Origin of the sequence: Streptomyces aureocirculatus, assembly GCF_000720475.1 — a bacterium.
Classification (GTDB): Bacteria; Actinomycetota; Actinomycetes; order Streptomycetales; family Streptomycetaceae; genus Streptomyces; species Streptomyces aureocirculatus.
Map to the genome: position 1 here is coordinate 1 of NZ_JOAP01000083.1, position 16,340 is coordinate 16,340.

17 protein-coding genes and 1 pseudogene are annotated in these 16,340 nt (G+C 67.6%); 10 read left to right on the forward strand and 8 right to left on the reverse strand.

Features of this window, described 5'->3' with window-relative positions:
* Nucleotides 1-371: 371 nt before the first annotated feature.
* Complete coding sequence (locus IG78_RS0139055; protein ID WP_037687544.1) at nt 372-1,601, forward strand: cytochrome P450; 1,230 nt, start codon at nt 372-374, stop codon at nt 1,599-1,601.
* Nucleotides 1,602-2,059: 458 nt separating this feature from the next.
* On the opposite strand, the gene IG78_RS0139060 is transcribed toward IG78_RS0139055, so the two are convergent.
* Nucleotides 2,060-2,746, reverse strand: a complete 687-nt coding sequence (locus tag IG78_RS0139060; RefSeq protein ID WP_063760854.1) for a TetR/AcrR family transcriptional regulator — start codon at nt 2,744-2,746, stop codon at nt 2,060-2,062.
* A 171-nt stretch (nt 2,747-2,917) separates the two neighbouring features.
* On the opposite strand from IG78_RS0139060, the gene IG78_RS0139065 reads away from it, so the two are divergent.
* Nucleotides 2,918-4,150 carry a macrolide family glycosyltransferase gene (locus IG78_RS0139065; RefSeq protein WP_051853480.1) on the forward strand — a complete coding sequence of 411 codons (1,233 nt, stop codon included), beginning with the start codon at nt 2,918-2,920 and terminating at the stop codon, nt 4,148-4,150.
* 125 nt (nt 4,151-4,275) lie between these two features.
* Here the strand turns inward: IG78_RS0139065 and IG78_RS51970 are convergent.
* The 3 genes and pseudogenes from IG78_RS51970 to IG78_RS49825 form a co-directional block, all read right to left on the reverse strand.
* Nucleotides 4,276-4,563 (reverse strand): annotated as a pseudogene (locus tag IG78_RS51970) (HNH endonuclease); the annotation flags it as partial.
* 1,084 nt (nt 4,564-5,647) lie between these two features.
* Complete coding sequence (locus IG78_RS0139075; protein ID WP_225882405.1) at nt 5,648-6,268, reverse strand: phosphoribosyltransferase family protein; 621 nt, start codon at nt 6,266-6,268, stop codon at nt 5,648-5,650.
* Nucleotides 6,269-6,425: 157 nt separating this feature from the next.
* Nucleotides 6,426-6,833 (reverse strand): hypothetical protein, encoded by a 408-nt coding sequence (locus IG78_RS49825; RefSeq protein WP_157856025.1) that lies wholly within the window; start codon nt 6,831-6,833, stop codon nt 6,426-6,428.
* A 397-nt stretch (nt 6,834-7,230) separates the two neighbouring features.
* Between IG78_RS49825 and IG78_RS0139080 the strand changes: the two genes are divergently transcribed.
* Nucleotides 7,231-7,485: a hypothetical protein gene (locus IG78_RS0139080; protein ID WP_051853482.1), complete on the forward strand. Its 255-nt coding sequence runs from the start codon at nt 7,231-7,233 to the stop codon at nt 7,483-7,485.
* A 267-nt stretch (nt 7,486-7,752) separates the two neighbouring features.
* Here IG78_RS0139080 and IG78_RS52925 read toward each other — a convergent pair whose 3' ends face one another.
* The gene (locus tag IG78_RS52925) at nt 7,753-8,016 is read right to left on the reverse strand and encodes a hypothetical protein (protein ID WP_030573841.1); all 264 of its coding nucleotides are present in this window, start codon (nt 8,014-8,016) and stop codon (nt 7,753-7,755) included.
* Nucleotides 8,017-8,407: 391 nt separating this feature from the next.
* Nucleotides 8,408-9,061, reverse strand: coding sequence for a hypothetical protein (locus IG78_RS0139095; protein ID WP_030573844.1), 654 nt, complete (start codon nt 9,059-9,061; stop codon nt 8,408-8,410).
* A 182-nt stretch (nt 9,062-9,243) separates the two neighbouring features.
* Here IG78_RS0139095 and IG78_RS0139100 point away from each other — a divergent pair, with 182 nt between their 5' ends.
* Together IG78_RS0139100 and IG78_RS0139105 are read left to right on the forward strand one after the other, a co-directional pair.
* Nucleotides 9,244-9,975 (forward strand): helix-turn-helix domain-containing protein, encoded by a 732-nt coding sequence (locus IG78_RS0139100; protein WP_030573847.1) that lies wholly within the window; start codon nt 9,244-9,246, stop codon nt 9,973-9,975.
* A 150-nt stretch (nt 9,976-10,125) separates the two neighbouring features.
* A complete protein-coding gene (locus IG78_RS0139105) occupies nt 10,126-11,631 on the forward strand; it encodes an alpha/beta hydrolase (RefSeq protein WP_199813363.1) in 1,506 nt (501 codons plus the stop codon).
* 347 nt (nt 11,632-11,978) lie between these two features.
* Here IG78_RS0139105 and IG78_RS50395 read toward each other — a convergent pair whose 3' ends face one another.
* Nucleotides 11,979-12,188 carry a hypothetical protein gene (locus tag IG78_RS50395; RefSeq protein ID WP_030573853.1) on the reverse strand — a complete coding sequence of 70 codons (210 nt, stop codon included), beginning with the start codon at nt 12,186-12,188 and terminating at the stop codon, nt 11,979-11,981.
* Here IG78_RS50395 and IG78_RS44625 point away from each other — a divergent pair.
* The 4 genes from IG78_RS44625 to IG78_RS0139130 all read left to right on the forward strand — a co-directional run bounded on the left by IG78_RS44625 (nt 12,187) and on the right by IG78_RS0139130 (nt 14,886).
* Nucleotides 12,187-12,408: an HAD family hydrolase gene (locus IG78_RS44625; RefSeq protein WP_030573855.1), complete on the forward strand. Its 222-nt coding sequence runs from the start codon at nt 12,187-12,189 to the stop codon at nt 12,406-12,408. The two genes, IG78_RS50395 and IG78_RS44625, sit on opposite strands and share 2 nt — an antisense overlap.
* A 123-nt stretch (nt 12,409-12,531) precedes the next feature.
* Complete coding sequence (locus tag IG78_RS0139120; RefSeq protein WP_030573858.1) at nt 12,532-13,047, forward strand: lytic polysaccharide monooxygenase auxiliary activity family 9 protein; 516 nt, start codon at nt 12,532-12,534, stop codon at nt 13,045-13,047.
* 111 nt (nt 13,048-13,158) lie between these two features.
* Complete coding sequence (locus tag IG78_RS0139125; RefSeq protein ID WP_030573862.1) at nt 13,159-13,932, forward strand: calcium-binding protein; 774 nt, start codon at nt 13,159-13,161, stop codon at nt 13,930-13,932.
* Between the two features lie 435 nt (nt 13,933-14,367).
* Entirely contained in the window at nt 14,368-14,886 is a 519-nt protein-coding gene (locus tag IG78_RS0139130) for a lytic polysaccharide monooxygenase auxiliary activity family 9 protein (RefSeq protein ID WP_030573865.1), read from the forward strand.
* Between the two features lie 348 nt (nt 14,887-15,234).
* Here IG78_RS0139130 and IG78_RS48810 read toward each other — a convergent pair whose 3' ends face one another.
* Nucleotides 15,235-16,005 carry a transposase gene (locus IG78_RS48810; protein WP_318657897.1) on the reverse strand — a complete coding sequence of 257 codons (771 nt, stop codon included), beginning with the start codon at nt 16,003-16,005 and terminating at the stop codon, nt 15,235-15,237.
* Nucleotides 16,006-16,163: 158 nt separating this feature from the next.
* On the opposite strand from IG78_RS48810, the gene IG78_RS47020 reads away from it, so the two are divergent.
* Nucleotides 16,164-16,340 (forward strand): transposase (locus IG78_RS47020; protein WP_157856026.1); only part of this gene is annotated, 177 nt, incomplete at its 3' end.

A 16,340-nucleotide genomic window follows, 5' to 3' on the forward strand; every position in this document is an offset into this window, starting at 1 on the left:
ACGACCACACCACACCAAGCACCCACAACACAGCCACACCAAACACCAAACACCAAACACCAGACAGCACACAGCACACAGCACACAGCACACAGCACAAACAACAACGGCGGCCCCCAACCAACCAGAGGGCCGCCAAACACCCTGCCACCAACAACCAACACAACGGCCAGCCCCAACCCCCACCACCCACAACAACCCCGAACCAGCACCACAGAAGCCAGCCAATAACACAAACCAGAACAGGGGAAGCAAGCTGATACTGCCTGGCTGGGTGGCATGCCATCTTTCGCGTCTGGCTGCGACGGGTGACGCTGTCGCTACTCAGGAGTGGCGCACCGCACGGTTGGTCGAGTCGGAGGGTGGAGAAGATGGTCGATGCGTGGTCTCTGCTGGATATGCGGCGTGCACGGATCGGTCCGCCACGGTTCCCGATGGATCGGACCTGTCCGTTCCATCCGCCGACTGCGTACCAGTCGCTGCGTGAGCAGGGCTCGCTGGTGCCGGTGACGCTGCATGACGGTCGGATCGTGTGGTTGGCCATCGGGCATGCCGAGGTGCGGGCGTTGTTCGCTGACCGGCGGCTGTCGTCCAATCAGCAGAACCCGGATTTTCCGGTGCCGACGGCCCGGGAGGAGGAGGTTCTCCGTGAGGTGCATGCGCCGCTGATCGGCGATGATCCGCCGGAGCACAACGTGGTCCGGCGGAAGTTGATTCCGGCGTTCTCACTTCGGGCTGTCGCCCGGCTCCGGCCGATGATTCAGGACATCGTTGATGAGCACGTGGATCGGATGATCGAGCACGGGTCGCCTGCGGACCTGGTAGCAGTCTTTGCGCTTCCGGTGTCGTCGGTGGTGATCTGCGAGCTTCTGGGCATTCCCGGTGACGACCACACGGAGTTCGTCGAACGGTCGGCTCGGTTGATCCGGGGCCCGGAGCGCAGCGATGTCACCACGGCATGGCAGGCTCTTGCCACCTACCTTGAGGCTTTGGTGGCGAAGAAGGAAGCGGCGCCGGGCGACGGCCTGCTGGATGAGCTGATCGCCGTGGAGCGGTACGCGGGCAGCATGTCCCGCAGAGATCTGGTCACCTTGGCCATGCTGCTGCTGGTCGCCGGACACGAGACGACCTCGAACATGATCTCTCTGAGCACCCTCACGTTGCTCCAATGCCCCGATGAGCTGGCACGGTTCACCGCTGATACAGCCAGAGTGCCAGATGCGGTGGAGGAGTTGCTGCGGTTCCTCTCCATCGCCGATTGGAACCCGCGGGTGGCCACAGCCGACATCGAGATCGCGGAGCGGCTCATCCGGCGTGGCGACGGCGTGTTCTTGTCCAATGCAGCAGCCAATCGCGATCAGGCAGCGTTCCCCGACCCGGACATGTTGGATGTGTACCGATCCGCACGGCAACATGTGGCTTTCGGATTCGGCATCCACCAGTGTCTGGGCCAGAACCTCGCCCGAGCCGAGATCGAGATCGCGCTCAGCACACTGTTCGCACGCCTGCCAGAACTGCGACTGGCCGCTCCGGTTGACAGCTTGACGTTGCACGATGGCGGTGGCATTCAGGGAGTTGGAGAGTTGCCCGTCGCTTGGTAGCGCTGGATCGAGATCTGCCCGTCCTGCGACGCGCACCGGCCCCCTGACCGTACCTTCATCCGCTGGTACCGCGATCCGAAGACGCTCCCCCAGTTGTCCGAGGACTGGGAGACCGAGACCATGCACGCCCACAACTGGGCCCGAGCACCTCAGCTCACGCCTCCGGAAAGCCCGGCTCCCACACCCGGCCTCACCCCGCGCGGACGGGACTGAACGCTCTCCGCGGTGGAAGGCGGCGGACGGGACACTGCTGCACCGGCCCGACGCCCGCCGGCGAGGATGCGCTCCCGGTGACACTGACATCGAGGTGCCGCGCGGAATTGTCACGGCCGTGCTGGAAGGCGCCCACGTACCCTGCAGGACGGTGCGGGCACGGGAGCAGAACCGGTCCCCGGTACCCGTTGTCGCCGACGTAGAGGAGGCGTTGCCGGACTTCGGTGCCCGGGAGCGGCGTCCTCTCAATTCTCGTCGCCGTCCACAGGGCCTTGCGTCACGGGGTGCTGGATCAGGTGGGCGAGTTGGGCGGCATAGCGCTCCACGACCTCGGGCGAGGTGGGGTCCGCTTGGAACAGGCCGCGCGCCAACTGCGGGTAGACCGCAAGGGCGTTGGCCGCGCTCATCATGATGAGCAGGAGCGCCGCGGCATCGAGTCGCTCGTCGAGTTCACCGCCGCGCTGCCGTTCTTGGAGCCGTTCGACTTCCTGGCGCAGTGACGCGTTGCGCTCGCGTGCCTCCGGGCCGTCCTCGCCGGTGTCGGCGAGGCCTGCCCAGGCGAGGAGGCGGCCGCCGAGGCGCGGGTCGGCGGCCGCCCGCACGTACCTCTTGATCATTTCGTCGAGGGGCGTGTCGGCCGGGATCGCTTCGGCCTCGTGGGCCCTCCAGCGGTGGCCGAGTTGCTCGAACAGGCCCTGTTTGCCGCCGAAGTAGTAGGAGATGAGCTGCTGGTTCACGCCGGCGCGGCGGGCGATCTCCGACACCCGGGCACCGGCGAAGCCCTTGGCGGAGGCCTCCACCATCGCAGCGTCGAGGATGCGCGCCTTGGTGCGCTCCGGGTCTCGCTGTCGCTCGTGCGGGGCCGGGGACCGTCGAGGTGATCGCTGAGTGTCGGAGGGCCTGCGACCTCGCGTGCTGTGCTGCTCAGTCATGACCCCAAGTTTGCCATATGACCGCATGCATTAATCATCCATCTGTTTGACAAAGACATTGGTGTGGGTGAATCTGATGGAGGCAGCGTGCCCGCCCACCGGGAGCCGGCTTCGCCGGGACACTCCGGGCGGCCGCGCCCCCACCCCCTCACCTCGCCCGGGAGAGCCGCCATGGCACACATCGCCTTCTTCAGCCTGGCTGAGTCCGGCCACCTTAACCCCACCCTGCCGATCGCGGCCGAACTGGTCGCCCGCGGCCACCGCGTCACCTACCCCGCGGATGCCGCGATGGCCGAGCGCATCCGTCCCACCGGCGCCGAGATCGTCCCTTATAAGCCCGCTCTCCGGTCGGGCGAGCCCATCGTCGTCGACAGCATGGACGCCGCCGCCCGCGCGACCCTGGCCATCCTCGAGCAGGTGGAACACGTACTGCCGCAGATCGAGGCCGGTTACGCCGACGACCGCCCGGATCTGATCGTCAACGACTGGCTCGCCTGGTCGGGACCGATGCTCGCCGCCTCGTGGCACATCCCCCGCGTCCAGTCCTGGTCGGCCCACGCCGCCAGTGAGGGTTTCGACTTCGGCCGGTTCATCGTCGACATGTTCGCCGGCAGCTCGTACACGACCGAGTTCGACTCCCTGCTCGCCGCCGTGCGCGAGCGCCACGGCGTCCCGCCCATGGAGATGTATGACTTCTACCGGCCCGCGGAGTTCAACCTCGTCTACCAGCCGAAGGCCTTCCACGTGCACAACGAGACGTTCGACGACCGCTACGCCTTCGTCGGCCCCACGAACCCGCCCGTGCCCGGCAACTTCACGCCCTCGTCCCCATCCGCGGAAGCGCCACTGGTGTACGTGGCGCTGGGCACGATCATCAGCGATCCGGACTTCTTCCACCGCTGTGCCCGGGCGTTCGCCGACCAGCCGTACCACGTGGTGATGTCCGTCGGGGGCAGCATGGATCCGGCCTCCCTCGGCCCGCTGCCCCGCAACATCGAGGCCCACCGGTCCGTCCCCCAGACGGCCGTGCTCGCCCACGCCGACGCCTTCGTCACCCACACCGGCATGAACTCCACCATGGAGGCCCTCGCTGCGGGCGTACCGATGCTCGCCCTCCCGCGCACCCCCGAGGCGCAGACCACCGCCGACCGCGTCGTCGAACTCGGCCTCGGCCAGACCCTCGCCCCGGCTGACGCGACGGCCGACCGGCTGCGTACAGTCGTCGCCGACCTGCTCAGCAACGCCTCCATCCGGCAGCGCCTCACCGCCATGCAGGACGAGGTCCGCAAGGCCGGTGGCGCCCCGGCGGCCGCCGACGCTGTCGAAGCCCGGCTGTCCCAGTCACCGCGCTCACGTACGACCGCCGGTGAACCGGCTCGACTCAACCCCAGGTGGAGCCGCTGATCAGACCAGTGCACCGATACCGGGAAGCCAGAGCAAAGCAGGCCGGCACGGTGCGCGGATCCTCGACAAGGATGTGATCGGCGACGCCCCGATCTGCTGCACGCGCTTGAGCAGGCTCCGTACGCGTTGCTGGTCGCGGTGACCGCGATCAGCGCGCGCTCGTCGTCGAGGTCATTCGCGTACGCCTCACGCTCTGCGGGCGTCCAGGCCGAGGCCCCGGAGTCCCAGCTTTCGGCGAGCGGCACGTAATGATCGGTGTCGAGACCGCGAAGGCCGTCGACGTACCGGTCGTCGTACGGGCCGAACCATCGTCCGCCAGTCAGGGTGCAGCGGCCACTGCGGTCCGGGGTTGCGACGGCTTCGTCGAGGAGGACCTCGTTGCGGGTGGAGCACCCGTCGCGTCCGGCGTCGATTCAGTGGCGGAACTTGTGGACGAGGCTCGTCGCAGACGTCGAAGGCGTGGACGCCTGCCCGCACTGCCACCACGGCACCGAGCGGCGTACTGGAGTGACCGACCCGGCGCACCCTGAGGTCGATCGACACTCGCAAAACCCCGCTCGGGCTGTCTCGCCCCGACCGCGTCCAACCCTGTGTGCCCCCGGCTCCGCCGTTTGACAGGCCTCACGTTCGCCTCGCCATCTGGGTTGACGGAGGGGTAATGGGCTTTCGAATTCGGTTCGCAGGTGCCCGCCACTGAAGAGCCATGCGCACCAGTAACTGCGGTCCCCATCTGCGCACTTGCCCGGCCTTTGCAGCCGCCCTGGACGGTAGTGAGGCTCGGTCGCCTCAGTCGCTACGAAAAGCACTCGGCCTCGGCCGGAGCGGACTGCATCATGGGCAGAGTGACCTCAGAGGACGTGTCCTCAGCTACGCTCGGGCGGTTGGTTCTACGATGACGCCGCTGGCATCCCGTACGAAGGACTCACGCTGCATCGCCATGGCCGAGGGCCTGGTCCCGTTGCTGCGCCGATCCTGTCCCGGATGGCGGACGTGGAACGCACACCCGGTGTAGTCCAGGTCAGCACCCATACTTGTTGAGCAATGCTGGAGTCGCTGGGTCCAGGGCGTGGAGGGGACGTGCTCCGCCCGTTCTCGGCGAGGCCCAGGCGCAGCGTCGTTCCTCGGCTGATGGGGGCGACGATGAGCACTCCGTCGTCGACTTGTGACTGGACGGCGTCGTTTCGGTAAGGGCTGGCAGCGAGGCAGTCGTTGGAGCACTCCCGCTCGTACCGGTCGTAGGGACCTGCGAAAAAGTAGTCGGCGACGGGCCCTTACACCTGTCCGGCTAGCAGGGCGGCAAGGGCGGAGGCCCCGGGTGCTACGGCCCGGGCGCCTGGTGGTTGGATCAGTTTCGGTCCGAACCGGTAGATGCTGCCGACGCCGAAGCGTAGCCAGCGGACACGTCACAGCACATGATGAGGTGAAGCCCGCTCCCAAACTGCTGAACCGCGCAGACCAGCCTCAAGCTCCGAACCCGTTCGACGCGGGAGACCCCACTCAGGTCTCGCACGGCGGAAGTTCCCCCGCAGCCAACAGCCCTCGCACGAGGCCCAGGGCGTTCCTCGGCGTATCGGTGAGTTGATCAACAATGACGCTGCATCCCACCCAGGTGGCCCCGCACTCCTCAGCCATGCTCCTGACCGCCGTGGCCTGACTTCCGGTCTCGATCCAATCGTCGATCAACAGAACACGGTCCCCCGGCTGCAGTGCGGATCGCTGGAGCCGCAGAGCATGACGAAGCCGTCGGTAGTCGGGTGCCGACTGGCGCACAGCTTTGTCACCGGGAAGGAGTCCCTCCCCCTTCCGGACGGGAACGAAGCCGACGCCGAGCTCAACGGACGCAGCACCACCCAAGAGGAATCCCCGCGACTCGATCCCGCACACGGCTGTGATCCGCTCATCCCGGAACGGTTCCACGAGCCCTGTAACCACCGCGGCAAGTGCCTTGGCATCCCGGAAGATCGCCCACACATCGGCGTGCCCACCGATCCATCGGAAGTGCTCAAGCGCCAGGTCACGTGCGGTCTTAGGCATGGCCGACAGTTTTCCGATGGCCGGATAGCGCAGCAACCCAATATCGACCCCACCAGCGCTCTCTGGACCAGCGTCGAACTGCACCCGAAGATAAGACACAAGATCAGAAGGTGTCCTTCAACTTCAACGCCGCAGGTCAGTGAGGCACTGTTGCCCATGGAGCAGAAGTCGCCGCTCTGTCGAGGGTGTTTCGGTAACGGAGTTACCGGACGGCGGTAGGTCCGAGAAGGGGCAGGCAGCTCTACGCGACACAGCCAGGGAGTGGCGCGCGTCCGGACTCTGCTACTTTCTGCCCGTTGACGTGCATTTCGGTGTAGATGCCGCGGACATGACCGAAGCCGTTGTAGCAAGCTCCTGCCGCTCCCAGGAACCCTTGGGAGAAGAACTGCTTGTTGTGCGCGATACGCACATCGGGGCGCAAGGACAGATCGGCCCAGATGGTGATCTCCACCGTGGCGTTGCCGCAACCCCCACCCCTTCGCTGGACGTCGGCCTTGGCCCTGGCATGACCGTCACTCGAGGGCAGGTGAGCGATGTTTTCGCAGGGCAGAGCAGATGGCGCCGCCTGCCCCACCGCCGGAGCCGCGGTCAAACCCACCAGCATGGCCAGTGCTGCGCCCAGCACTGCAACGGGGGTCCAGCGATGCATAGTTCCTCCTCGCCCGAGGGTGCCCCGGCCCCTCCCATGAGGAACACCGACATCGAGGGCTCCGCCGGAAGCTCTCACTGTTCCATGATCTTGCACCGGTGATCAGGGCGCACCGAGGGGCGCCCGACGCATACAGCGCACCCGCACCAATCACACAAATCTCTGACGGCAGGACGCGTTGGGCGGTGAGCATCGGCGCCGTGACCGTCGATGGGCCCTGCCTGCCTGCGGGTCTCACTCAGCCGGGGAGTTCAGAGACAACTTCACACGGTGTACTGGGCGACAGCAGGACAGGGGTGGCAGACGACGCCAGTCGAAATCGCCAGAGGTCGTGTTCTCCGGGCAGCGGATTAGGCCGGATGGTCGTCTCGGGTCGCTCATAAGGGGGAGCCGTCGCATGCAGGGACGCGGCGTAGTGAAGGAGGAAAAGAAGCAACAGCGCTTCCTGGAGGCCTTCATGCGTCGTGCACTCGCAGCCCTTGCCGCCCTCGCCACCGCGGTCGCCATTCCGCTCGGCGTCGCCACCACGGCCTTCGCCGCAGACCCCATTCCCGCCCAGCAGTGCTTGGACGGCGGCGGCAACGTCGACTTGAGCACCCCGTACCACCCTGTGTGCAAGGGGGGCCAGTACGACGGCCGCCCCGTCTACTAGGGACGCTGTTTCCCTGGAGCACGAGACCCGTGCGCATCCGCCAGCCCGGGGAACCGCTCACCCCCGAGGGGAACTACCTGTGCGAGCGGCTCCAGGTCCAGCCCCGCCCGAACGCCGAGCTGCGGTAGACCCACCCGTGACCTGCATCAAAACCGTGATCACCGGCTGACGTTACTGGCTGTACCGCTGTGCCGGTCCCCAAGCCCGGTCATCACGTCGTTCCGTACGAGGGGCTGAGCCGGCTGCGACGAAGCCCCTCGCGGCGTCTCAGGCCTCCTCCATGACGCCATGCAAAGCCATGCACAGCCATGCAGTAGAAGGTCCGCCGTTGTCCTGCGGCACCCCGTTCTTCGTGGCGCAGTCTGCGGCCGAGATGGGGCCGGGGTCCGCCACGGCTGGCGTCGTTCCCATGATGACCGTGAGCAGGAGCGGCTCTCTGCGCAGGAAGGTGAAGCCCTCGCCGAACCGCCGCCAGTAGCCCGGTTCCGTCTCCCCGGTGTGCGAAGGGGCTTCCTCGGCGGCGTGCCCCATGCCGCGAGGCAGTGCGAGATGCCGCGAGGCAGTGCGAGTTTGATGATCACTGGCCCGAGGGCGAAGCAGCCTGCGTTTTCGGCGAGTCCGGTCAGGGGACCGAGCAGGGCGATCAGGGATCCACCGGCCGCCAGGCCGACGGTGGAGGCGAGTCGCTCGACCACGCCGGACAGTCCGGTGGCCCGTTCCAGCGGCGCTTGGCCCCGCTCGGCCCCCTCCGGGACCATCACCTCCTTACAGCGCCCGCGTAAGGGCTGCGACGAGCGCAAGGCCCCGTGGCGTCGACCTCGTACGGGGACAGATCGACACGCGAAATGCCTTCGTTCAGGTGGGGGTTGCCGGACTTCGTCGAGCTTCTTGAGCCTCCCATCGGCTGGGCCAAGACGCGCGTTCATGCTGCTCCGCCGTCGAGCAGCCAGCTATAGCGCAGGCGTAGTGCTCGCTCGGTGCTGGCTGTCGCTGTGGCGAGGCCGAGCGCGGTGTTGCCCCACCACGGCAGGTCGATGGGCGAGGTGAAGGTCCCGGTGTAGTGGGCGATGCCCTCGGCCTTGGTGAGTTGTTCGGCGATCTGTGGGATGAGGAGGGCCAGAGTGGCGAGGAGCACGCCCAGGGAGAGGAGACCGAGCGTGCGGCTCAGGACGGGGTGCCCGCGTTCGAGGCGCGCGCGGCGTCCCTCAGCGGAGTGGGGGTCCGGGACGAGCTGGTGCTCGGCTCCCTCGGCGGTGACGTAGTGGCAGCGCTTGAGCCCGAAGGCGCTCATCCTCACCTCGATGGTGCCGCCCGGGACGGGGAAGGCGGCGGGAAGTTTGGACGTGGCGTGCTGCCGGCCGTCGCGGTACAGGTGGGCCTTGAGGTTGTCGGACCCGTGGTTCGACCAGTGCCTGACGTCAACGGCGTAGACGGTGGGCCTGCCGTCCTCCTTCGTCAGCCGAAGGTGGAACAGCGCGCGGAAAGGCAACTGCCACCAGCGGAAACGGATCAGTGCTCGTCCGCCTCCGGGTTTGACCCGTTGCAGGGCGCGTCGCCGCCGCCACTCTTTCATCATGCTTTCGCTCCCGTTACTCGCTCGGCCCAGCGGCCGCAGAAGAGAGCCTGTGGCGGGCGCTGCGCGGTGGTGAGCAACGCTTTGCCTCTCGTGGCCGTAGTCACCACCCATCACACTCCGTGCCCCAAGGGCATGGTCAAATGTGCCTTGCGAGACGGATCCCCCGAGGAAAGAGCCTGCCGGTGGCGTGGAGTACCAGTCAGCTAGCCGAACTCGCCGGCACGACACTGAAAACCGTTCGGCACTATCACAAGATCGGCCTGTTGGACGAGCCGGAACGAGCGGCCAACGGCTACAAGCGATACGGCGTAAACCACCTGGTCCGCCTGCTGCGCATCCGCAGATTGGTCGACCTCGGCGTGCATCTGTCGGACATCCCCTCGGTCGAGGCCGCCCACGGGAAGGGGGAGCTGATCCTGCGCGCCCTGGACGCGGAACTCGCGGCGAGTATCGAACGCCAGCAGCGGATGCGACGGGAATTGGCAGCGATCCTGGACAACCGGGCCTCGATCGACTTGCCCGCCTACTTCAAGGCCCTGGCCGACGATTTGCCGGAGGCGCAGCGATCCCTCCTGCTGGCGTATTCCAGCTTCCTCACCCCCGCGGCGATGTCCGCTCTCAAGGAGCAGCTCGCGGCACCTCGCAGCGACGTCGGTGCACAGTTCGAGTCCCTCCCCCCGGACGCGCCCGATGACGTGCGGTGGCAGCTCGCCATGCGCCTCGCGCCCGAAGCCCGGAACCAGCAGAAGGACCACCCGTTCCTGGGTGACCTGGAAGCGTCCTCCCGCCGGAAAGGGGCGATCACCCAGTCGGTTGTCGTGCAGGCGCTGGTCGAGTTCTACAACGAGGCTCAGCTCGACGTCCTGCGACGCGTGCACGAACTGCTTTCGCAGGACGACGCCGCCGGGGAATGAGCGCCGCTTGACCATGCCCCGAGGGCATGGTTCGCAATGGAGGCAGTCAGCGTGACCTGGCTGACCCGTGCGAGATCGAAGACCGGGAGATCCATGCGTACACCCCGACGACTGCGGGCCGTAGCTGTCGCCGCCGTCGTGCCCCTGACGTTGCTCGCCGCCTGCGAGCCGGGAGCAGAGGCGAAGTCAGGCGGCGCCTCCGCTGGTGCGCTCGACCGGTTCTACGACCAGAAGCCGGCGTTCGAAGCCTGCGAGCCGCCGCCGGCGCCCGGCGCAGCGGGACCGAAGAAGCCCTGGCCCGGGGCCAGGTTCGAGTGCGCTCGCCCGAAAGTCCCGCTGAACTATGAAGAGCCCGACGGCAAGACGGCCCAGATAGCCGTGTTCCGTGTCGCCGCCCGGGGCGGGAAGCCGGCCGGTTCGCTGGTGCTGAATCCGGGCGGGCCCGGCTTCCCGGGGACCGGTTTCGCGCCGCAGGCGGCCGCGGCCTGGGCGTCGAGCCCGATCACGGAGTCGTTCGATCTCGTCGGGTTCGATCCGCGCGGGGTCGGGAAGTCGACGCCGACGCTCGACTGCTACACCGACGCCGAACGCGAGAACGACGCCATGATCGCGTCATCCGACTCCGGCGCGGACGACTGGAACGAGCAGGAGACGAAGCAGCTTCACCAGCAGTGTGCCGAGCGCTCCGGCGGGGCGGACACGCTTGCGCACGTCGGCACCCGGGATGTCGCACGGGACATGGATGTTCTGCGCGAGGTGCTCGGCGACGACAAGCTCACGTTCGCCGGCACGAGCTACGGCACCCGGCTGGGCGCGGTCTATGCCGAGATGTTCCCGGCGAAGGTGCGGGCACTCGTGCTCGACGCCGCGTTCGACCCCTTGAAGGGCAGCCGTGAACGACGCCTGGAGCAAGCGAGCGGCCTACAGCGGTCGTTCGAACAGATGGCGGCCTTCTGCTCGGCCCAGGCCGACTGCCCGCTCGGCACCGATCCGAAGCGGGCCACCGAGGTCTTCCAGCAGCTTGCCCAGCCACTGGTCGACATGCCGATCCCGGCCGGCAAGGGGCGCGAACTTACCTTCGTCAAGGCGGTCAGCGGTGTCACCGCCGGCCTGTACACCAAGTCGACATGGCCGATGATCATCAAGGGGATCACCAGCCTGCGGGACGGTCGCGGAGACACGCTGATCGCCCTGCGGGACATCATTCACGAGCGGGCAGCAGACGGGACGTACTCGAACGCTCTCGAGGCCACCATCGGGATCAACTGCCTCGACGAGGAACGCAACAACCCGGCCGCGGAGACGGCGTTGAAACGCGACTTCATCAAGGCGGCACCGTACGCGGACACCGGTCGGCCCGTCACCGAGGCCCGCAATGGCTGCGAGCACTGGCCAGTGCAACCCGCCCTCGGCCATCCGTACGCCATCGGCATCAAGGGCCTTCCGGACACGCTGACGGTCTCCACCACCGGCGACCCGGTGACGCCGTACGAGGGCGGCGTCAGCCTCGCCAAGACTCTCGGCGGGAGTCTGCTGACTGTCGAGGGAAGCCAGCACGGCGCGGCCCTCGCCCGCAACTCATGCATCAACGACGCCCTCTCCGACTACCTCATCCACCTGAAAACGCCCGGTGACGAGGCTCGCTGCAAGCTCTAGGGCCTGTCGTCGAACTCCCTCCGTCGCCCGGAGGGCGGCCCCGCGGCGTCAGGCGCGTGCCCTCGGCGTGCCGGGCGCAGGCCCTCGTACTGGACGTACTTGGGCCTGTGCCCGGCGCGGCGGAGGGGGTGCCTCCCTGCTCGAGCGAAGCCGAGAGCTTGGGGGAACGTGCATGGCGTCGCGTGGCAGGAGGGAGTTCGACGACAGGCCCTAGTCGCCCGCCTGACTCCCCCGCATGTCCGAAGCCGACCGCATCAGGGTCCTCACACTGGGCGACCAGCAGACGCCGAAGAGCGAGTGTCCTTTGTCGAGTCCGGTCAACGCAGGAGACCAGGCATGGCCGCGCCCTACCGTAAGGGGGCTACCGCCGGGTCCGTTCGGCGTACGGGGCCGACCAACGCCTCGGTGCCCTCGGTGCCCTCAAGGAGCAGGTCGACGGGCGCGGCAGAACGAGCCCGACCTCTCTCCAGCCGCCCCATCGTCACCGACACCGCATCCGGCCAGGAGTGCGAGGTCGCGTCCTCAAGGAGGCCGGGGCCGTGGGCAATCGTGGCCATGGCAGGCCCCGGCACCGTAGAGCCGGCTCCGCGCGGGGCGGACAAGGGCACGCGGGCGGCGGCGGCCGCCGAACTGCTCGGCATCGGTGCCGAGCGGACCGTCGCGGACGGGGGCATGCCCAACGACCCGCCGATCCGCGCCGGTTCGGGCCGCCGTACCCCCGGCATCCCGCTGGCGGCTCTCCGCCGTCCCACCGGAACCATCCGTAGCTTGGTCTAGACCAAACGGGGTACGCTTCTATCGTCACGCATGACGACCCCACCCTCATGCGTGACATGGCTTGTCATGCACACGCTTGCCCGTTTCGTGCGGGCAAGAACCCACCCCCACAGAGGAGTTGCCATGAAGAGCAAGAAGATGCTGGCCGTCGCCATCGGGGCAGGGATTGCCCCGCTCCTGGCCGTGAGCCTGCCCGCTGGCAGCGCGAGCGCGCACGGCTACATATCCTCGCCGCCCAGCCGACAGGCCCAATACGCCTCCGGCGTCGTCTCGTGCGGCGCCATCAAGTACGAGCCGCAGAGCGTCGAGGGCCCCAAGGGCCTGACCAGTTGCAGCGGCGGCAACGCCGCGTTTGCCGAGCTCAACAATGACGGCAAGGGCTGGAAAGTCACCCCGGTCAGCAGGACGACCAGCTTCAACTGGCGGCTGACCGCCCGACACGCCACCAGCACCTGGCAGTACTATGCGGGCGGCCGCAAGATCGCCGAGTTCAACGACGGCGGAGCGCGGCCCGGCGAGACCGTCACACACCAGGTGAACTTCGGCAGCCTCTCCGGCAAGCAGAAGGTGCTGGCCGTGTGGAACATCGCCGACACCCCAAACGCCTTCTACGCCTGCGTGGACGTCAACGTGAGCTGATCCGCCACCGCACCACCGCACCACAGCGCACGACCCGGCTCCGCCGGCGCCCGGAGCGGGCGAGCACCGTCCGCTCCGGGCAACCCCGGCCCCCCACCGAGATGAGGTCCCATGAACGGCCACCGAATCACCGCCCGCGCAGCCGCCGTGGCCCTGCTCGCCACTGGTCTCGCCGCCTCCCCTGCCCTCGCGGCTCCCGCCGCCTCCGGGGGCAAGGCCCGCGTCGGCGCCGACTGGGCGAAGCAGTCCATCACCTTCACCGCAGCCCCGGGGCAGGTCAACGACCTCCACGTCGTCCCGATGGATCAGGGCGACGGGGTCCGGCGCATCGGCTTTCGTGACGCGGTCCCGCTTCAGCCGGGCGACCACTGCTCGTACCTGGAACCGGGCGTCGAGACGTACGTCGTCTGCGAACTGCCCACCGACAGCGTCCGACCGGACCGGATCGACGTCTTCCTCGGCGACGGCGACGACGAGATCGCCACGAGCGACCCCGGGGTCGCCACCGTCAGTGGCGGGCCCGGTGGCGACACCCTGCACGCCCACACCGCCCACACGGTCCGGGGCGACGAGGGTGACGACATGGTCATGGGGCGCGTCGTCCTGGACGGCGGCGACGGCATGGACCACCTGATGGGCGACGACGGCGACCAACGGATGTGGGGCAGCCGGGGCGACGACATGATCGAGGGGTACGGCGGCAGGGACCTCGTGTACGCGGGCTCCGGCGACGACCACGTCATGGGCGGCGTCGGCGATGACAGCCTTCTCGGCGGCTCCGGCGACGACATGCTGCACGGCGAGGACGGCAACGACCTGATCTTCGGCGGCTCCGGGAAGGACACCGTCCAGGGCGGCCCGGGCCGCAACATCGTCCTGCCGTAGGCCAGGCCCAGGCCTCCCGCCCCGCCCGCCGCCTACCCCGCCTAACGGTCTGGACCTGACACCGGATCCAGCGGCCGTGCGGCTGACCCATCTGCACACCACGATCCGTACGATCCGCGACCACCACGGACGTACCGGCGAGCTGGAGGCCCACCCTCGCCAGCGCCCTCCGGATCCACGCTCGTCAGCACCTTTGCCGCCCTCGAGGACACCGTGCACGACCTCGACCCGACCCCGTCCCCTGCCCCACCAGCCTCGCGGCGACAGGGCGACGGATGCGCCCCGTGACTTCGTGACTCTGCGAATGAGCACATGAGCACATGAGCCATATACGCATGACACGCCCCGGGAAGTGTTCATGGCCGCTTCCGCCCCATGACGGTTGACCGCGCGCCGCTGCGCGCTATGGTCCAGACTAATGAGGGAAGGATTGTCATGTTCGCGAAAAAACATCTGGCGGTTGCTTTCGTCCTGGGCCTCGCACCGCTCATGGTCGTGAGCCTCCCGGCCAACCCCGCCCAAGCACACGGCTGGGTGACCTCACCCGCGAGCCGGCAGGACCAGTGCTTCAACGGGAGTGTGGAGTGCGGCCCCATCAAATGGGAACCCGACGCGGTTGAAGGGCCCAAGGGCCTCAAGAGCTGCAGCGGCGGCAACGCCCAGTTCGCCGATCTGAACGACGACGGAAAGGGGTGGGCCGTCCACAGCATCACCAACTCGGCCACGTTCACCTGGCAGTTGACCGCGCAACACAGCACGACCACCTGGCAGTACTTCGTAGGCTCACAGAAGGTCGCCGAGTTCGACCAGGGCGGTGCCCAGCCGCCCCAGTTCGTCCGCCACAAGGTCAATTTCGACGGTATCCGCGGCCAGCAGAAGGTTCTGGCGGTGTGGAACATCGCCGACACGGCGAATGCGTTCTACGCCTGCGTCGACGTCAACATCCGAGGCTAGTTATTGTTTGGTGGTCCTTCCGGCGCCCCTGACGGCCAGCCTCAGCAAATGCCCTACGCCCTGATCACCACATGCTGGATCCTGGCAATGACGACCGTCGCGGGCGTGACCCGTACCATTCAGCTCGGCAATGACCCCCTCTACTCACGAAAACCTCGCAGAACACCCTCTGACCTTGGACAGCAGCATCAGGCGTCAGGCAACAGGCAACAGGCAACAGGCAACAGGCAACAGGCAACAGGCATGCAGTGTGCCGGGAGCATCCATCGGCACATGGAGAACCCTGCACGTTCACTCGTACGCGGCGATGCGTGTACGCGGCTCTGGCAAGATTTTCGTAGGCGGAGATCATCTGGGTGCCGTGGCCAGCCGGTCCACGTAACGGCGGCGGAGGTGGGCGATCAGGACGATGCGGTGGCGCAGGAGCGGAACGCCGGAGCGTCCTGCCATCAGGCGTTTCTGGAGTTTGACATCGGTGATGCGGCCCTCGTTGACGCCGGAGCTGTAGGTGGTGGAGATCCCCTGAGCCACGGCACGCTGGTCTTCGCGCAGGGCTCCGGCGATGCCGGCAAGTGGTGACAGTCCGCTGCGGGAGAGCTCGTCGAGCCAGGATGGCAGGGGCGCGGCGTCACGGTTGTCGAGCATGGCGGCGAACCGGCGGACCAGGTCGTGGGCGTGCTCGAGTTCCGGACAGTGCTCGAGGAGCCGGTGCAGGCGGTGGGTGACGTGTAGGCAGCGACGGTCCGGGTGGGTGGTGATCCAGCGTGCGGTCTCGCGTGGGGACGGTGGGCGCTCGCGAGGGTGGTCCCCCCGGTGGTCTCTACGTCCGGTGCCGGATCGGCCTCTCCGGTCGGCGGGAGGGCTGCGGGCAGACAACCTCGGTGTACGGAAGCGATGTCCTGGCCGCGACGTGACAGCCCCTGCCACATGTGGAAGCGTTCGCTGACCTGCGCGGCATCGGGAGCGCCCGCGGTGATGCCCTGCCGGTAGGCCAGCGAGCCGTCGCGGCAGACGATCCCGACGGACCTCGGCATCAGCACCACGACGCCGGACTGGGCTTTCGACCGGCACATCACTAAAGCGTGTTGCACAACGGCGATCACGTTCAGATCCGGCCACCAACCACGAGGTCAACTGCCCGATTCTGTACCCGTTTTCGCTGGTCTGGTCGGCACCGCTAAACGGTCGCGAAAGATCGTTCGATCGTTGTGCAACACGCTTTAGGGCCTGTCCGGCGGATCATGTGACTGCCTCAGGTTCGGATCGTTGGCATGTCCATGGGGCGGGGAGATCTCACGAACGAGGAATGGGTGCAGCTGAAGCCGCATCTGCCGAAGTCCGGGCAGCGGGGCGGGCGCTGGGAGGGTCATCGCAGGGTGATCAACGGGATTCTCTTCCGACAGCGCACCGGGGTGCCGTGGCGGGATCTGCCTGCGCGGTTCGGCAAGTGGAAG